A 16,914-nucleotide genomic window follows, 5' to 3' on the forward strand; every position below is an offset into this window, starting at 1 on the left:
CAACGCCGCCCGTAATCGGTTCACTTCATACGCATCCACACAGCCAACATGCTCTTGATCAGCATCAACGAAAAGACCTAACGAAGCACTACTAGGGTCCGTCTTCAAAGATCATCGGATGGTGGATCATGGTGTCGTGGTACGTCGTCATGAACTCACCGATCAGGATTGGGAGTTGCTCGCTCCGCTGATACCGAGGGCCGCGACGGGCCGGCCGCGTGTGGAGGACCGGCAGGTCGTCAACGGGATGGTCTGCAAGATCCGCACCGGGATCTCCTGGCGTGACCTGCCGGAACGCTACGGGCCGTGGCAGACGGTCTACACCCGCTTCCGCCGCTACGCCCTTGACGGCGTGTTCACCCGGGCCCTGCGGCAGATCCAGGCCCGGGCGGACGCCGCCGGGGACATCGACCGGCTGGTGCGGATCGACTCCACCATCGTCCGCGCCCACCAGCACGCCGCCGCCACGGGCCGAAAAGGGGGACTCAAGGGCCGGACGAACCGGATGATCACGCCCTCGGTCGATCCCGAGGCGGACTGACCACCAAGATCCGCCTTGCCTGCGACGGCCGCGGCCACCCCCTCGCCATCCTGCTGACACCCGGCCAACGCCACGACAGCATCTGCGCACGCCCCCTCCTCGAACGCAGCCACGTCCCGCGCACCGGCCCTGGCCGACCTCGCTGCAGATCCGACCAGATCATCGCCGACAAGGCCTACAGCTCTCGCGGCCTCCGCGCCTACCTGCGCAAACGCGGTATCGCGCACACCATCCCGGAGAAGGCCGACCAGCAGCGCCATCGGCTGAACCGCGGCCGCCGCGGCGGCAGGCCACCCGGGTTCGACCGGGAGGCCTACCGCCGCCGCAACACCATCGAGCGCTGCTTCAACCGGCTCAAAGGCTTCCGCGGGATCGCGACCCGATACGACAAGACCGCCACCTCATACGAGGCAGCGGTCAGTTTCGCGTCGCTCCTGCTCTGGGCAAGATCCGTTTGAAGACGGACCCTAGCGCGTCCGGCCGCTCACGGACGCCCCCGGGCCTCCCGGACCTCACAGGCCGAGCGTGAACCAGGTCGCCTTGCCGTCGTCCGTGGGGCGCACGCCCCAGCTGCCGGCGAGGGAGCGGACGAGGAGCAGGCCGCGGCCGGAGTCCTCGTCCTCGGCGGCGAGGCGCGGCCGGGGCAGGTGGGGGCTGTGGTCGCTGACCTCCACGGTGAGGTCGGTGGCGGTGCGGCGCAGGTGCACCCCGACGGGGCCCGCCGCGTGCTGGACGGCGTTGGTGAGGACCTCGGACAGCAGCAGGAGCGCGTCGTCGGCGCGCGCCGTGCACTCCCAGGCGGCGAGCGCCTCGGCGAGGAAGGCCCGGCCCTCGCGCACGGAGGACGGGACGGCGGGCAGTTCCACGGCGAGGGCGGCCAGCGGCGCGGCCGGGAGCTGGGCCAGCAGGAGGGTGACGTCGTCGTTGTGGCTCTCCGCGTCCGGCAGCAGGCTCGTCAGGACGTGGTCGGCGGCGGACTCCAGACAGGCACCGCCGGCGAAGAACGCGTCGAGCACCCCGGTGAGTTCGCGGATGCGCAGTTCTATGTCGCTGCCGGGCGTCTCGACCAGGCCGTCCGTGTACAGCACGAGGGTGGAACCGGGCGGGATGTCCGTCGTGGACTGCTCGTACAGGACGTCGCCCACGCCGAGGGGCGCGTTGACCGGCGCCGGCAGCGTGCGCACCGCGCCGTCGGGACCGGCGACCAGGGTCGGCAGGTGGCCCGCCGAGCAGACGGTGACGGTGCCGGTTGTCCGGCGCGATGACGAGGTAGCAGCAGGTGACGAGCTGGTCGGGGACGTCGAGGTCGGCGACGCAGGCGTCCAGGGCCTGCATCAGCCGGTGCGGCGGCATGCCGGTCTTGGCGAGCGCGTGCGCGGCGGAGCGCAACTGGCCCATGACGGCGGCGGCTTCCAGACCGCGGCCCATGACGTCGCCGATCAGCACGCCGACCCGTCCGGCGCCCAGCGGGACGAGGTCGAACCAGTCGCCGCCCACGCCGGCGCCCTGGGTGGCGGGCCGGTAGCGGCTGGCGGTGTCCAGCCCGGGGAGGGCGGGCGGCGTCCCCATCAGACTGCGCTGCAGGGTGAGGGCGATGTGCCGCTGCTGCTCGTACAGGGCGGTCAGCTGGGCCTCGGCGCGCTTGCGGTCGCCGATGTCGCGGACGATGGCGCACGCGCCGACGACCGTGCCGCCGGTGTCCCGGGTCGGCCAGAGCGTGACGTCGACGTCCACCAGCCGGCCGGTCCTCGTCACCCGCAGCGTCTCGAAGTGCTCCACCTTCCGGCCGTCGCGCAGCCGGTCCAGCAGGGCGCCGATCTCGTCGTCCGACTCGGGCGGGGCCAGCAGGGACACGTGCCGGCCGATGGCCTCCTCGGCCCGGAACCCGTACAGGCGCTGCGCCGCCGCGTTCCAGTAGGTGACGTATCCGTCGAGGGTCATGGCCAGGATGGCGTCCTGGGAGGACTCCACCAGCGCGGCGAGTTCGTTGATGCGGGCCTCGGCGGCCTTGCGCTCGCTGACGTCGCGCACCGCGGCCGACACGAGCAGGCCGTCGGGCGTCTCCAGCGGGCTGAGGCTGATCTCGACGGGGAACTCGGTGCCGTCCCTGCGCAGCCCGCGCAGTTCCAGCCCGGCACCCATCGGGCGCACCTGGCGGTTGGCGGCGTAGCCCTCGCGGTGCCGGGTGTGCTGGGCGTGGAAGCGGTGCGGCATCAGCAGCTCGACCGGACGGCCGAGCAGGTCGTCGCGGGAATGGCCGAAGAGCGCCTCGGTCTGGGCGTTGACGAGTTTGATGGTCCCGGTGTCGTCGACGATGACCATGGCGTCCGGCGCCGCCTCCAGCAGCCCCCGGAACCGCTCCTCGGCGCCGGCGGGCCCGCTCGCCCGCACCGCGGTGCCACAGCCGCACCGCTCCCGGCCGGCGACCGGCACCGACGGCGACGCCGAGGCCACGACGACCTTGCCCATACGTACCCCTGCCCTGCTCCGCATGACGAATCAGGCCATCACAACGCAGCGGGCCCGCCCGCGCCCCGGCATGTCGCCTACTGACCGGGGATGCCCGAACCTGCCCGTCTCCGACCGGGGACGGCCGTCCGAGGGACCCGGGAACGGGCGGAACGGGCAACGGGCGCGGCGAAGCGGGAAGGGCCCCATCCGCTTCTCGCGGATCCTGATCGCGCGGTGCGCGGCCGCCGGCCGCTTCCCCGCGTCCGTACGGGTCCTTCCCGCCGCCTCCAGCAGAGCACATCGCCACCGGACCCGCCAGGGCCGGCCGGGCCCCGGCCGGCGGCGGTGACCGCCCCGGACGGCCGCACCGCCCCTGCCGCCGCCCGGCCGCCGGTGCGACGCTGAGGGTGTGCCCGGCGCCGCACGCCCGTGCGGCGCGGCGGAAGGCGGTGGGGACGGTGGAGCTGCCCCTGGTCGTGGGTGTCGACGGATCCGACAGCAGTGACCTGGCGGTCGACTGGGCGGTGGACGAGGCCGCCCGGCACGGCCTGCCGCTGCGCCTGCTGTACGCCTCCCTCGCGGAGCGCCACGAGGAGGACGTGCCATCCGCCGGCGCCGGCCGTCCGGCCGGGAAGGCCCTGGCGGACCACGTCGTCGGCTCCGCGGCGGAACGCGCTCGGCGGCGCGGTCCCACGGTGCGGGTCCTGGCCGAGGTGGTCGCCGACGAGCCGGTGTCCGCGCTGGTGGCGGCGGGCCGCGACGCCTCCGCCCTGATCACCGGGGCCCGGGGCCGCGGCGGGCTGACGGGCCTGCTGCCGGGCTCGGTGAGCCTGGCCGTGGCGGCCCGGGCGCCCTGCCCGGTCGTCGTCGTCCGGGGGGACCGGGCCGGCCTGACGGGCGCCCACGAGCGGATCCTGCTCGGCGCGGGCGAGCCCGCGACCGGTGAGCGGGCCGTGCGGTTCGCCTTCCGCGAGGCCGTGGCGCGCGGCTGCGTCCTGGACGTCGTCCGCGCCTGGCGTCCCGCGCCCGGGGCCACCGGCTCCTCCCCGCTCGCCGGCGCCCTGGGGCGGCACCACGAGGAACGGGCGTCCGAACTGCTCGACGCCCTGCTCGCGGACGCCGTGGCCGCCCACCCGGACGTCCGGGTGCACCGGACGACCGTGGAGGGGCCGGCCCGCAAGGTGCTGGTGCACCGGTCGGCCGCGGCCGACCTCGTGATCGTGGGGGCACGGAGCCGGACCGGCCGCACCGGCCTGCGACTGGGCCGGGTCGGCCACACCCTGTTGCACCACGCGGACTGCCCGGTGGCGCTCGTGCCGCACCAGCCCTGACCCGCGGCGCGGACGCACCGGCCCCGGCCGTCCGCCTAGCGGCGCGGGCGCACCGGCCCCGGCTCCCGGCTCGCGCCGCGGACCCCCGACGGCCGCACCGGCCCCCGCCCCCTCGACCGGTGTGTGTCCGGGGCCGCGCAGGGGTACCCCGTGCGACGCGTCCGCGTCCCGCCGCGCACGGGAGGTACCGGCCCGGGCCGGGGGAGCGGACCAGGTCGACGTGCTCGTGGACGGAGGCGTGGCGGCCCGGATGCGGCCGCCGGGCGGGAACGGCGCCGACATCGCCGTACGGGATCCCGGACAGCTGCCCGCGTAAGGAGCGTCGAGGTGACGGGCTGGACATGGGTGTACGAGGGCTACGACCCCGCCGACGCGCGCCTGAGGGAATCGCTGTGCACGCTCGGCAACGGCTACCTCGCCACCCGGGGAGCGCTCGCCGAGTGCACCGCGGACGACGTGCACTACCCGGGCACGTACGTGGCGGGCTGCTACAACCGGCTCGTCTCGGAGGTGGCCGGCCGGCGGGTCGAGAACGAGGACATGGTCAACCTGCCCAACTGGCTGCCGCTGCGCTTCCGCGTCCCCGGCGGCCCCTGGCTCGCCCCCGACACCGCGCCGGTGCTCGACCACACCGAGACCCTGCACCTGTTGTCCGGCCTGCTGGAGCGCCGGAGCAGGTACGGCCTCGGGGAGGGGCGGGTCCTCGCGGTGCGGCAGATCCGGCTCGTGCACATGGCCGACCCCCATCTGGCCGCCCTGCGCACCGAGTTCACCGCCGAGGGCCCCGTCGGCCCGCTCGACGTGGAGGCGGCGCTCGACGGCGGGGTGACCAACGCCGGTGTGCCGCGCTACCGGGAGCTGGACGGCCGGCACCTGACCCACGTGCACTCCGGGACCGCCTCCCCCGACACGGTGTGGATGCGCTGTCGCACCCGTACCTCCGACATCCGGATCGGCCTGGCGGCCCGCCTCACCGCCGGGGCGCCCGCCACCGCCCGGCACGAGCGCCCGCGCGCCGTCCAGCGCACGCGCCTGGACCTCGCGCCCGGCCGCACCGTCACCGTCGACAAGACCGTCGCCCTGCACACCTCCCGCGACCCGGCGATCAGCGACCCGCTGCACGCCGCCCTGGACCGGGTGCGCCGGGCGCCCGGCTTCGACGCCCTGCTGGAGTCGCACCTGACCGCCTGGGACCAGCTGTGGCGCCGCGCGGAGCTCGACGTGCCCGGCGAGGCGGGCGACATCCTGCGGCTGCACCTCTTCCACGTCCTGCAGACCCTCTCCCCGCACACCGCCGACCTCGACGTGGGGGTCCCGGCCCGCGGACTGCACGGCGAGGCCTACCGCGGCCACATCTTCTGGGACGAGCTGTTCGTCCTGCCCTACCTCAACCTGCACTTCCCCGAGGTCTCCCGCGCCCTGCTGCACTACCGGCACCGGCGCCTGGAGCGCGCCTGCACCGCCGCCCGGGACGCGGGCCGCCAGGGCGCCATGTACCCCTGGCAGAGCGGCAGCGACGGCCGCGAGGAGACCCAGCAGCTGCACCTCAACCCGCGCTCGGGCCGCTGGCTGCCGGACCACTCCCACCTCCAGTACCACGTCGGGTCGGCGATCGCGTACAACGTGTGGCAGTACTGCGAGGCCAGCGGGGACGCCGAGTTCCTGCACACCAAGGGCGCCGAGATGCTGCTGCAGGTCGCCCGTTTCTGGGCGGACGCGGCCGCCTGGGACGAGCGGCTGGGGCGGCACCGCATCCGGGGGGTGGTCGGCCCGGACGAGTACCACGAGTTCTACCCGGGCGCCGCCGAGCCCGGCCTCGACGACAACGCGTACACCAACGTCACCGCCGCCTGGGTGCTCGGCCACACCCTGGACGTGCTGCGGAGCCTGCCCGAGCCGCGCCGCCGCGAACTCGCCGAGCGCACCGGCCTGGACGCGGGCGAACTCGAACAGTGGGAGGACGTCTCGCGCACGCTGCACGTCCCCTTCCACGACGGCGTCATCAGCCAGTTCGAGGGCTTCGGCGACCTCGCCGAACTCGACTGGGACGGCTACCGGCAGCGGTACGGCGACATCCGCCGCCTGGACCGGATCCTGGAGGCGGAGGGCGACACCGTCAACCGCTACCAGGCCTCCAAGCAGGCCGACGTCCTGATGCTCGGCTACCTCTTCTCCCCGGTCGAACTGCGCGCCCTCTTCCACCGGCTGGGCCTGCGGCTGGAGGAGGAGACCTGGCAGCGCACCGTCGACTACTACCTGCACCGCACCAGCCACGGCTCCACCCTCAGCGGCCTGGTGCATGGCTGGGTGCTGGCCCGGGCGCGGCGCGCCGAGGCGTGGAAGTTCTGCCAGGAGGCCCTGCAGGGCGACATCGCCGACGTGCAGGGCGGTACCACCGGCGAGGGCATCCACCTGGGCGCCATGGCCGGCACCCTCGACCTCGTGCAGCGCGGCCTGACCGGCCTGGAGACCCGCGACGGGGCGCTGTGGCTCGACCCGGTCCCGCTGCCCGAGCTGTCCTCCTACGGCTTCTCCCTGCGCTACCAGGGCAACTGGGGCGTCCGGCTGCGGCTGGAGCGCGGCCGGCTGGAGATCGCCGTGCCGTCCCCCGACGGCGCGCCCATGGAGGTGCGGCTCCCGGACCGCTCGGTCTGCCTCCAGCCCGGGGAGACGGGACGGCTGGTGCTCCCGGAGTACTGACGGCCGCCACCGCGCGGCACGCGGCTCAGTCGTGCGGGACGACCGCGACCGGGCACGGCAGGTGGTGCAGGGCGGCGTGGGCGACGGGCCCGAGCTTCCAGGTGAGCCGCGACGTCAGGCGGCGGCGTCCCACCACGGTGAGCCGGCTGCGCGCGGAGGCGGACAGCAGCACCCGCGCGGCCGGTCCCACGGCGGCGTCGGCCACCACGGGCACCTCGGGGAACTTCTCCCGCCAGGGCGCCAGCGCGGCGGCGAGCAGCGTCCGCTCCTCCGCCTCGCCCCCATCCTCGCCGGCGGCCGTCGGCGCGGCGTGCGGCAGGGCCCGCACCACCCGCACCGGGGTGCCGTCCTCGGCGGCGGTGGTGAAGGCGAACTCCAGCAGCTGCCCGGAGTCCGGGACCGGCTCCTGTACGCCCACCACGATCTCGTCCCGGCACGCCGCCGGACGGCCCGGACCCTCCTGGACGCACGGATCACCGGCGCGCACGGTGACGGCCGGGCAGCGGGCGAGGCCCAGGACGTGCAGGCTGATGGAGCCGAGCAGGAAGCTGGCGACAGAGTCGTAGGCCCGCGAGCCGAGCACGAGCAGGGCCGCGTCGCGGCTGTGGTCCAGCAGCGCCTGCTCGGCGGGCGCCGCCGTCAGGTCCGTGGCCACGGTCAGCCCGGGACGGCGGTCCAGCAGCTCGGCCTCGGCCCGCCGCAGCACCTGCTCCCCGTGGAGCCGCCTGCCCTCGGCCGTCCGCTGGGCGAGGGGCACGTCGAGCGGCCGGCTGGTCCACGAGTGGAGCAGCAGCAGGGGCAGGTTCCTGTCCGCTGCCTCGCGGGCGGCCCACCACAGGGCGGTGGAACTGGTGGGGGAACCGTCGAGTCCGACGACGACCGGGCCGGTCATGGCACACCTCCGATACCGGCACGACGGCCCGGGGACCGTCCCGCCTCGTCCCCCACCTGCCTCACCGCCCAGCATGGCCGCCGCGCGGAGCGGGGGGAAGGGCCGAAGGTCCGCCCGTGCGTCCCCGCCGGGAGCCGACCGGCCCTGCGCCGGGGGCGGTCAGCCGTGGTACGTGATGTAGCCGTTGCCGTCCGGGTCGGAACCGCTCTTGGTGTAGGAGTGCACGTCGGCGCGGCTGCCGGAGGGCTTGTACAGGTAGATGGTGTCCCTGTCGTTGTTCCACAGGAAGTTGCAGTTGTCGCGGTAGACGACGTTGGAGCCGTCGGAGTCGGTGCCGTGGCCGCCGCGCAGCTTCACGTGGTCGCCGGGCTGCAGGTAGTGGGTGGCGGTGAAGGCGAACCGGTTGCCCGCGGCGTCCTTGACCACGTAGCCCTTGAGGTTCACCGTCGTCGACGACGAGTAGTTCTCGATCGTCAGGTACTCCTCGTCGGTGTTGCCCGTCGAGCAGCTGTTGGAGTCCCGTCCGGGCGCGTCGTACTGGATGCCGCGCACCTTCAGCGCGGAGTCGTACTCGGCGGCCTGGGCCGGCGCGGCCGTCAGGACGGCCAGGGCCCCCGCGGTGGCGACGGTGGCGGAAACGGCGAGGCGTATGCGCATGGAAGTCATCCCCCCTGCGTGGCCGTTCGGTGACGACCACGTGGTGTTCCGGTGAAGAACCGTGATCGTACACAATGCGCCGGGCCGTCATGAGCGCTTCCCCGAAGTCGGCCGCCCGGGCCCGGCCCGCCGCCGTGGCCTGCCGCGCCGTACCGGACCGGACGGTCCCGCACCCGACGGAAGAGGGGTGGGGGGGGGCCGCGCCCCCGCCCCCCCCCCCGCGGGCCCCGCCCCCCCCCCCCGGCCGCCCCCGGGGGGGGGGGGGCCCGGGGGGGGGGGGCGGCGGGGGGGGGGGGGGCGGGTCCGGGAGCACCGCTCCCGGACCCCTCTCCGCGCGGCCCCGCGCCCCGCCCGGCTTCACCGGGCGGAGCGCCGGCCACCGCGAGGCGTCAGCCGCGCGGTGCCTCAGGCACCGCTCGCCTTCAGCATGTCCTCACGCTCGACGATCTTCACGCGCTCACGGCCCTGCGGCTCGCCCAGCGCCTTCTCGGCGGCGTCCAGCTTGTACCAGCCCTCCCAGGTGGTGAAGCGGATCCCGCGCTCGGCGAGGAACGCGTCCACGGCCTCGCGGTCCGGCGTGGCGGGCGTGTGGAGGCGGCCGCTCGCGAAGTCGTCCAGCAGGTTCGCCACCGTCTCGTTGGCGTCGCCCTTGGTGTGGCCGATCAGCCCCACGGGGCCGCGGCGGATCCAGCCGGTGACGTACGTGGACTGCACGTGCTCGCCGGTCTCGCCGATGACCCGGCCGCCCTCGTCCGGGACGGTGCCCGAGTCGATGTCCCAGGGCAGCTTGGGGAGCTTGTCGGACAGGTAGCCCACGGCGCGGTACACCGCCGTGACGTCCCAGTCCTTGAAGGTGCCGGTGCCCCTGACGTTGCCGGTGCCGTCGAGCTCGGTGCGCTCGGTGCGCAGGCCGACGACCTTGCCGTCCTCGCCGAGGATCTCCACCGGCGACTCGAAGAAGTGCAGGAAGAGCTTGTGCGGGCGGTCGCCGACGTCGCGGATCGCCCAGTTCTCCAGCGTCTTGGCGACCATGTCGGCCTGCTTGTTGCCGCGCCGGGTCGCGATCGAGCCCTCGTCGTAGTCGATGTCCTCCGGGTCGACGATGACCTCGATGTTCGGGGAGTGGTCGAGCTCCCGCAGCTCCATCGGGCTGAACTTCGCCTGCGCCGGACCCCGGCGGCCGAAGACGTGGATCTCCTTGGCGCGGTTGGCCTTCAGACCCTCGTAGACGTTGGCCGGGATCTCCGTCGGCAGCAGCTCGTCGGCCGTCTTGGCCAGGATGCGGGCGACGTCGAGCGCCACGTTGCCGACGCCCAGCACGGCGACCTTCTCCGCCTCCAGCGGCCAGGTGCGCGGCACGTCCGGGTGCCCGTCGTACCAGGAGACGAAGTCGGCGGCGCCGTAGGAGCCGTCGAGGTCGATGCCCGGGACGGGCAGCGCCCGGTCGGCCGTCGCGCCCGTGGCGAAGATCACGGCGTCGTAGAAGGCCCGCAGGTCGTCCAGGCTGATGTCGGTGCCGTAGTCCACGTTGCCGAACAGCCGGATCTGGGGCTTGTCCAGTACCTGGTGCAGGGCCGTGATGATGCCCTTGATCCGCGGGTGGTCGGGGGCGACGCCGTACCGGATCAGCCCGAACGGCGCCGGCATGCGCTCGAAGATGTCGATGGACACGCCGGGTTCGGCGGCCACCTCGGACTTGAGCAGGGCGTCGGCCGCGTAGATCCCGGCGGGGCCGGATCCGACGATGGCTACCCGCAGGGGGCGGGGCATGGTCAGGTTCCCTTCGAGCGAGGACAGTGATCTCTCCGGGAAGCCTAAGCTAAGGCATGCCTTACCTGGTACGCGGGTCCGCTCTATGAGCTCATAAGCCCATCTTATGCCTACTCCTCGCTCCCGCTTATGCCCCCTGTGCCGGCCGTCCCGCCGCTCACGGCAGCGGCTGCTCGGCCCAGATGACCTTCCCGCCGGGGACGTACCGGGTGCCCCAGCGCTCGGCGAGCCGGGCGACGAGGAACAGGCCCCGGCCGCCCTCGTCGGTCATCGCCGCGTACCGCAGGTGCGGCGAGGTGCTGCTGCTGTCGAAGACCTCGCAGATCAGGTGGCGGTCCCGCAGCACGCGCACGTGGATCGGGCCGCCGCCGTACCGGATCGCGTTGGTGACCAGCTCGCTCAGGATCAGCTCCGTGGTGAACGCCAGCTCCTCCAGGCCCCACTCGGCCAGCTTCCGGGTGACCCGGGCGCGCACCTCGGCGACGGCCGCCGGGTCGGACGGCACCGGCCACTCGGCCACCCGGTCGCCGGCCAGGCCCCGGGTGCGGGCGACGATCAGCGCGATGTCGTCGCTCGCCCGGGCCGGACGCCGGGCCTCCAGCACGGCCCGGCAGGTGTCCTCCGGGGAGTCGCCGGCCCGGGACAGCGCCTCGCGCAGCAGCTCCAGACCGACGTCGATGTCCCGCTGCCGGTCCTCGACCAGCCCGTCGGTGTACAGCACGAGCCGGCTGCCCGCCGCCAGGTCCAGCTCCGCCGTCTCGAACGGCAGACCGCCCAGCCCCAGCGGGGGACCGGCGGGCACGTCCGGGAACACCACGTCGCCGTCGGGCCGGATCACGGCCGGCGGGGGATGGCCGGCGCGCGCGACGGTGCAGCGCCCCGAGACCGGGTCGTAGACGGCGTACAGGCAGGTCGCGCCGGTGACCGGGGCGGTGTCGTCCTCCTCGGTCTCGTCCTGGTCGATGCGGCTGACCAGCTCGTCGAGCAGGGTGAGCAGCTCGTCGGGCGGCAGGTCGAGCGCCGAGAAGTTGTGCACCGCGGTGCGCAGCCGCCCCATCGTGGCGGCGGCGTGCAGCCCGTGCCCGACGACGTCCCCGACCACCAGGGCGACCCGGGCCCCGGACAGCGGCAGCACGTCGAACCAGTCGCCGCCGACCCCGGCCTGCGCGGGCAGGTAGCGGTAGGCGATGTCCAGGGCGCCCTGCTCGGGCAGGGTGCGCGGCAGCAGGCTGCGCTGGAGCGTCACCGCCATGCTGTGCTCGCGGGTGTAGCGGCGCGCGTTGTCGATGGAGACGGCGGCCCGGGCGACCAGCTCCTCCGCGAGCGCCAGCTCCTCCCTGTCGAAGGGGTCGGGTTTCTCGGAGCGCCAGAAGCTGACCACGCCCAGCACCAGGGCACCGGCCCGCAGCGGCACGGTGATCAGGGAGTGGATGCCGTACTCCACCACCTGCGCGGACCGTTCGAGGTCCTGGGCCTGCCAGCCGGGGGCCCGCTCCAGCCGCGGTTCGAGGAGGGGGCGGCCCTCGGTGAGGCTGCGGCCCTGCGGGGAGGTGCCGACGAAGCGGATCCGCTCGCCCACCGGATACAGCGGGGCGTCCTTGCGGATGCCGCTCGCCGCCGTGCGGCGCAGCGCGGCCGCCGCGTCCGGCTGCCCGCCGCCGAGCACCGCGTCGAACAGGTCCACGGTGCAGAAGTCCGCGAACCGGGGCACGGCGAGCTCGGCCAGCTCCTCGGCGGTCCGGGTCACGTCCAGGCTGGTGCCGATGCCCACGCCCGCGTCGTACAGCATGTTCAGCCGCTCGCGCGCCGCCTCGGCGCGGCCGGACAGGGCGCGCAGCTCGGTCGAGTCGCGCAGCGTCGCCACGCTGCCGGGCGGGCCTCCGGCCCGGTCCGTGGGCCGCTGGTTGATGGCCAGCAGCCGGCCGCCGACCCGGTGCACCTCGTCCGTGGCGACGCGCCCGGAGGCGAGCAGGCCGGCGGTGCCCGGGTCGAGGCCGAGGCCGGACACCGGGCGCCCCTCGGCGTCGGCGGGCAGGCCGAGCAGGCGGTGCGCCTCGTCGTTGGCGAGCAGCAGGGTCCCGTCGTCGTCGAGGATGATCACGCCCTCCCGGACGGCGTGCAGCACGGCGTCGTGGTGCTCGTACATCCGGGTCATCTCGTGCGGGCCCAGCCCGTGGGTCTGGCGCAGCAGCCGTCTGCTGACGAGCGCGGCGCCCCCGGTGGCGAGGACGAGCGCGGCCCCCGCGGCGCCGAACACGAGCGGCATCTGCCGGTCCGCCGCCCCGCCGACGTTCTCGGTGGTGATGCCCGCCGACACCAGGCCCACCACCTCGCCGTCGGGACCCCGCACCGGGACCACCGCCTGCACCAGGCGGCCGATGGTCCCCGTGATCTCCTCCACGACGGGCTCCCCGGCCAGCGCGGGCTCCACGGTGCCGACGAACTTCTTCCCGATGCGGTCGGGTTTGGGATGGGTGTAGCGGATGCCGTCGGTGTTCATGACGACGACGAAGTCGACGCGCGACAGCTCGCGGGCCGCCTCGGCGCGCGGCTGGAGCACGGCCGTCGGGTCGGGGCTGTCCAGCGCCTCCGGGGTGCCCGGGGCGTTGGCGAAGGTCTGCGCGACGGCGAGCGAACGGTTGCGGGCCTCGCGCGTGGTGTCGTGGCGCACCTGGAGCACCAGCGCCACCACGGCGGCCACCACCAGCAGCAGCACGATCACGACGATCAGCAGGAACACCTGTCCGGCGACGCTGCGTCCGCTCAGCACCGACCGCAGCCCCGCCGTCGGTCGCCACCGCGCGGGGCCGTCCGTGCGCCGCCGGCGTGCGGACGGCCGTCCGCCGGGCCGCAGGGGCGCCCGAGTCCCGGATCGACCCAAGAGTCGGACCATGTGCCATGTCTACACTGCCGGGCCCCCGGAGGCGAGGGCGTCACCTGGGGCGACGGACCGTCCGCACGCTTCCGCCGCGCCGCGCGCCACCGCGGTCCACGAGCCCCGCGCCGCCCCGCGGGGGCGGCCTCACCCGGTCCTCACTCGCTCAGGGAACGGGCCAGCTCCGTCGTGGCGCGGGCGATCTCGGTGTCCTCGTCGGCCATCAGCCGCTTCAGCTCACCGCGCCGCGCCCGCACCGCCTGCCGCGCCGCGCGCTCCCACACGACGGGGTTCTCACGCCGGTTGAGCAGCTTCGGATAGGCGGACGCGGTGGTCTCCCACTGCCGGGCGTCGGCGATGTTCTTGAGCAACCGGATGATCTGGGGCCGGCACGTCACGTGGGGGAGCCGTGCCAGCTCCCACAGGAAGGGGACCGTGGCGGCGGTCGCCTGCTCCACGACGAACCCGAACTGGCAGATCCGTTTCCGCAGGTCGTCCAGGGCGGCCCGGGCGGTGTCGGCGTCGCCCCAGGCGATGCCGTTGAGCAGCAGGGGGATGGCCGCCGCGCAGCCGGTGGAGTCCTGGATGTCGCGCCAGGGCACACGGTCCAGGGCCATCAGCGGCATGGTCCGGGCCACGCCCGTGGGTGGCTCGGCGCGCTCGGGACGCGCGCTGCCCGGCTGCTGTGTCGAAGCGCTGCGCATGGCGGGGGCCTTTCCGCGGCAGTCGTGTCAGGTGGGTGGGCAGGTCGACAACCGGGCCCAGACCGTCTTGCCCGCCGGCGGGGCGGGGGTCCAGCCCCACGCCTCGGACAGGGCGTCGACGATGCCGAGGCCCCGGCCGTGCTCCAGGAGGTCGGAGCAGGCGGCGGGGGTGTGCACGGGCGGGTTGTCGTCGGGGTCGGAGACGGCGAGCAGCAGGTGCAGGGGGTGCAGACTCAGCCCCAGCCGGATCTGCGGCGCACCGGCGCTCCCCGGCGCCGCGTGGGTCGCGGCGTTGGCGGCGAGTTCGGTGATCACCAGGGTGGCGTCGTCGCGGTGGTGGTCCAGGGACCAGGCGTGCAGCGTGTCCCGCGTGAAGGACCGGACCCGGGCGAACCCGGCCCGGCTGCACTCGACGCTCAGCACGGCGCGGGCGGACGTGACGCCCGGTGCCTGCGGCGTCGGGGACGGCTCCGCGTACGCGGCCGTGTACGAGCCGCGCGCAAGCCTGCCGGACCGGTCGGCGCCGGCCGCGGGGCCGACCGCGTACGCCGCGGCCCCACTCGGCGGCCGGAGCACATGAGGCGCAGGTGATGACACGTCATCTCCCCGATGCGACGTCAGGACGCGGCGTCAGCACGGGGGTTGACGCCACGGCTAGTATCCACGCTGACGACGTCCGCGTGCAATTGCACAAGAAATTGCGCGAAGTTTGGCCGAGGTGCGTACGTCCGGCGGACGGACACCCCGGCCGTCCGGCGGGGCGCGGCACGCGGGTGGGACACAGGTACGACGAGGAGGCTGCGGTGCCACCAGTGCGGAACGGAGTACGGGCGAGCGCGTTGGACGCCCGCTGGATCAAGAGCCGGCACAGCAACGCCGAGGGGAACTGCGTCGAAGTCGCCGCCCTCCCGGAAGGGGGCGTCGCGATGCGCAACTCCCGTGACCCCGACGGGCCCGCGCTCGTCTACACGGAGGCGGAGGTGGCGGCGTTCCTGGCGGGGGCCAAGGACGGCGAGTTCGACCACCTGCTGTGAGACGGCCCGCGGAGCAAGCGGAGCCCAACTGCCCACTTCCGTAGTCCCGTAGGACATGCGCGGGCAGGTGCGGTGCGGCCCGGTGGCGTGCGATAGTGTTAGCCGTCCTTGTGCCGGTTTACTGGGAGCCTGGATGTCCGCCGCGTCGCATCGCATCTCCCGCCTGGAACCCTATCTGGACAGGCCCGAGCCGGCTCCGACCTTGCTCAAGATGCTGGTCGGAGTGCAGTTGGCGGGCTTCCGCGAGGATGCCGGCCTCACCCAGGAACAGGCGGCGCGTGCCGCCGGGTTCAGCGCGGCCAAACTGTCCCGCATCGAGTCCGGAAAAGGCCGCCGCCCGCCGTCGGAGAGCGACGTCCGCGCCCTGCTGGAGCTGTACGGCACCGACGACTACGAGTCCGCGGTGCTGCTCAAGCTGCTGCAGCGGGCCGGTGAGCCGGGCTGGTGGCAGCGGTACGACAAGCGGCTGATGCCCGAGTGGTTCGACCGGCTGGTCGGCCTGCAGGAGGCGGCCGCCACCATCCGCACCTTCGAGATCCAGTACGTGCCGGGTCTGCTGCAGACCCCGGCCTACACCCGTGCCGTGGTGGAGCGCGGACTGCCCAACGCGTCCGCCGGCGAGGTGGCCCGCCGGGTGGAACTACGCACCCGCAGGGCCCAGTTGCTGCTGCGCCCGGACGCTCCCCAGCTGTGGGCGGTGCTCGACGAGTCGGTCCTGCTGCGGGTCCTGGGCAGCGCCGAGGTGATGCGCGAACAGCTCGCGCACCTGGTCGACATGGCCCAGCGCCCCAACGTCACCGTGCAGATCGTGCCGCTGAGCGTGACGAACGCGTCGGCCCCGGCCATCCCGATCACCTACCTGCGCTTCGGCGGCCTCGACCTGCCCGACGTGGTCTACCTGGAGCACATCAGGAGCGCCAACTTCCTGGAGGACCGGGACGAGACGGAGGAGTACCGCATCGCGCTCGACCGGCTCGCGGACGAGGCCCTGAAACCGCGCGAGACGCTGGAGCTGCTCCGGACGACGATGGAGCAGCGCTACCCGGAGTGAGTCACCACCCGGTGGACGACGACGTGGAACGCCCCTCCTGGTCCGGTGAGGGGCGTTCCACGTCGTCGTCCGCGCCGGGCGCTACTGCAGCGGAACGCGTCCCACTCCGCCGAACTCGATCCACTCCTGGGAGAGCTGACGGGGCGCCACCTCGCTGTCCGGACGCCAGGTGGACACCTCCACGAGCCCCGGTTCGAGGATCTCCAGACCGTCGAACAGCCGGGCGACGTCCTTCTCCTCGCGGACCCGCCCCCAGTGGCCCTGGGTCGCCTGGTCCATGAAGTCGGTGACGAACTTCCGGACCTCGGGGTCCTCGCTGACCAGCTGGCACATCACCATGAAGCTGCCGGGCGCGAGCCGCTCCCGGACGCGCTCGGCCACCGCCAGCGGTCCGTCGGTGTCGCTGTCCGGGATGCAGTGGAAGACCGAGTTGAACAGCACGCACACCGGCTCGTCGAGGTCGATCAGCCGCTTGGTGTCGGGGTGGTCGAAGATCTCGTCGGTCCGGCGCATGTCCGCGTGGATGACGGCGGTGCGCTCGTCCTGCTCCAGCAGCGCGCGTCCGTGGACCAGCACCATCGGGTCGTTGTCGACGTACACCACGTGGGTGCTCGGGTCGATGCCCTGGGCGACCTGGTGCACGTTGTCCTGGGTGGGCAGACCGGACCCGTGGTCGAGGTACTGCCGGATGCCGTACTCCCGCGTCAGCGTCCGGACGACCCGCTGCAGGAAGCGCCGGTTGTTCAGGGCCAGGCGCCGGGTGCTGGGGACGACCCGGTCGAGCTGCTCGCACGCGGCCCGGTCGGCCGCGTAGTTGTCCTTGCCGCCCAGGTAGTAGTCGTACATCCGCGCGGCCGTCGGCACGTTGGCGTCGATCTGTGTGGACAGCTGCTTCTCTATGGGCATCG

Annotated in this window: 13 protein-coding genes and 2 pseudogenes; 5 read left to right on the forward strand and 10 right to left on the reverse strand. The window is 74.0% G+C overall.

Going from position 1 to position 16,914, the window contains the following annotated elements:
* Positions 1–118 precede the first annotated feature (118 nt).
* A protein-coding gene (locus tag ACIF8T_RS33935; protein WP_400040483.1) for an IS5 family transposase occupies positions 119–999 on the forward strand; the annotation gives its coding sequence in 2 pieces (ribosomal slippage) (positions 119–493 and positions 496–999; 879 coding nt in all).
* A gap of 54 nt (positions 1,000–1,053) precedes the next feature.
* Here ACIF8T_RS33935 and ACIF8T_RS33940 read toward each other — a convergent pair.
* The 3 genes and pseudogenes from ACIF8T_RS33940 to ACIF8T_RS33950 form a co-directional block, all read right to left on the reverse strand.
* Complete coding sequence (locus ACIF8T_RS33940; RefSeq protein WP_400040484.1) at positions 1,054–1,725, reverse strand: SpoIIE family protein phosphatase; 672 nt, start codon at positions 1,723–1,725, stop codon at positions 1,054–1,056.
* A gap of 106 nt (positions 1,726–1,831) precedes the next feature.
* Positions 1,832–2,482, reverse strand: a pseudogene (locus ACIF8T_RS33945) (PAS domain S-box protein); the annotation flags it as partial.
* A 111-nt stretch (positions 2,483–2,593) separates the two neighbouring features.
* Positions 2,594–3,034 (reverse strand): annotated as a pseudogene (locus ACIF8T_RS33950) (PAS domain S-box protein); the annotation flags it as partial.
* A gap of 407 nt (positions 3,035–3,441) precedes the next feature.
* Between ACIF8T_RS33950 and ACIF8T_RS33955 the strand changes: the two are divergent.
* Both ACIF8T_RS33955 and ACIF8T_RS33960 read left to right on the forward strand, forming a co-directional pair.
* Positions 3,442–4,323 carry a universal stress protein gene (locus ACIF8T_RS33955; protein WP_400040486.1) on the forward strand — a complete coding sequence of 294 codons (882 nt, stop codon included), beginning with the start codon at positions 3,442–3,444 and terminating at the stop codon, positions 4,321–4,323.
* Between the two features lie 327 nt (positions 4,324–4,650).
* Complete coding sequence (locus ACIF8T_RS33960; protein ID WP_400040488.1) at positions 4,651–7,023, forward strand: glycoside hydrolase family 65 protein; 2,373 nt, start codon at positions 4,651–4,653, stop codon at positions 7,021–7,023.
* Between the two features lie 25 nt (positions 7,024–7,048).
* On the opposite strand, the gene ACIF8T_RS33965 is transcribed toward ACIF8T_RS33960, so the two are convergent.
* The 6 genes from ACIF8T_RS33965 to ACIF8T_RS33990 form a co-directional block, all read right to left on the reverse strand.
* Positions 7,049–7,915 carry a universal stress protein gene (locus tag ACIF8T_RS33965; RefSeq protein ID WP_400040490.1) on the reverse strand — a complete coding sequence of 289 codons (867 nt, stop codon included), beginning with the start codon at positions 7,913–7,915 and terminating at the stop codon, positions 7,049–7,051.
* Positions 7,916–8,074: 159 nt separating this feature from the next.
* Positions 8,075–8,572, reverse strand: a complete 498-nt coding sequence (locus ACIF8T_RS33970; protein ID WP_400040492.1) for a lamin tail domain-containing protein — start codon at positions 8,570–8,572, stop codon at positions 8,075–8,077.
* Between the two features lie 405 nt (positions 8,573–8,977).
* A complete protein-coding gene (locus ACIF8T_RS33975) occupies positions 8,978–10,342 on the reverse strand; it encodes an FAD-dependent oxidoreductase (RefSeq protein WP_400040494.1) in 1,365 nt (454 codons plus the stop codon).
* Between the two features lie 157 nt (positions 10,343–10,499).
* Complete coding sequence (locus ACIF8T_RS33980; RefSeq protein ID WP_400040496.1) at positions 10,500–13,235, reverse strand: SpoIIE family protein phosphatase; 2,736 nt, start codon at positions 13,233–13,235, stop codon at positions 10,500–10,502.
* Positions 13,236–13,375: 140 nt separating this feature from the next.
* Entirely contained in the window at positions 13,376–13,921 is a 546-nt protein-coding gene (locus ACIF8T_RS33985) for a hypothetical protein (protein ID WP_400040498.1), read from the reverse strand.
* 27 nt (positions 13,922–13,948) lie between these two features.
* The gene (locus ACIF8T_RS33990; RefSeq protein WP_400040500.1) at positions 13,949–14,518 is read right to left on the reverse strand and encodes an ATP-binding protein; all 570 of its coding nucleotides are present in this window, start codon (positions 14,516–14,518) and stop codon (positions 13,949–13,951) included.
* A gap of 206 nt (positions 14,519–14,724) precedes the next feature.
* Here ACIF8T_RS33990 and ACIF8T_RS33995 point away from each other — a divergent pair, with 206 nt between their 5' ends.
* Together ACIF8T_RS33995 and ACIF8T_RS34000 are read left to right on the forward strand one after the other, a co-directional pair.
* Positions 14,725–14,955, forward strand: a complete 231-nt coding sequence (locus ACIF8T_RS33995; protein ID WP_400040501.1) for a DUF397 domain-containing protein — start codon at positions 14,725–14,727, stop codon at positions 14,953–14,955.
* Between the two features lie 133 nt (positions 14,956–15,088).
* Positions 15,089–16,006: a helix-turn-helix domain-containing protein gene (locus ACIF8T_RS34000; protein WP_400040503.1), complete on the forward strand. Its 918-nt coding sequence runs from the start codon at positions 15,089–15,091 to the stop codon at positions 16,004–16,006.
* 81 nt (positions 16,007–16,087) lie between these two features.
* Here ACIF8T_RS34000 and ACIF8T_RS34005 read toward each other — a convergent pair whose 3' ends face one another.
* Positions 16,088–16,912: an SAM-dependent methyltransferase gene (locus tag ACIF8T_RS34005; protein WP_400040505.1), complete on the reverse strand. Its 825-nt coding sequence runs from the start codon at positions 16,910–16,912 to the stop codon at positions 16,088–16,090.
* Positions 16,913–16,914 lie beyond the last annotated feature (2 nt).

The organism is Streptomyces sp. NPDC085946 (assembly GCF_044540485.1).
Taxonomy (GTDB): Bacteria; Actinomycetota; Actinomycetes; order Streptomycetales; family Streptomycetaceae; genus Streptomyces.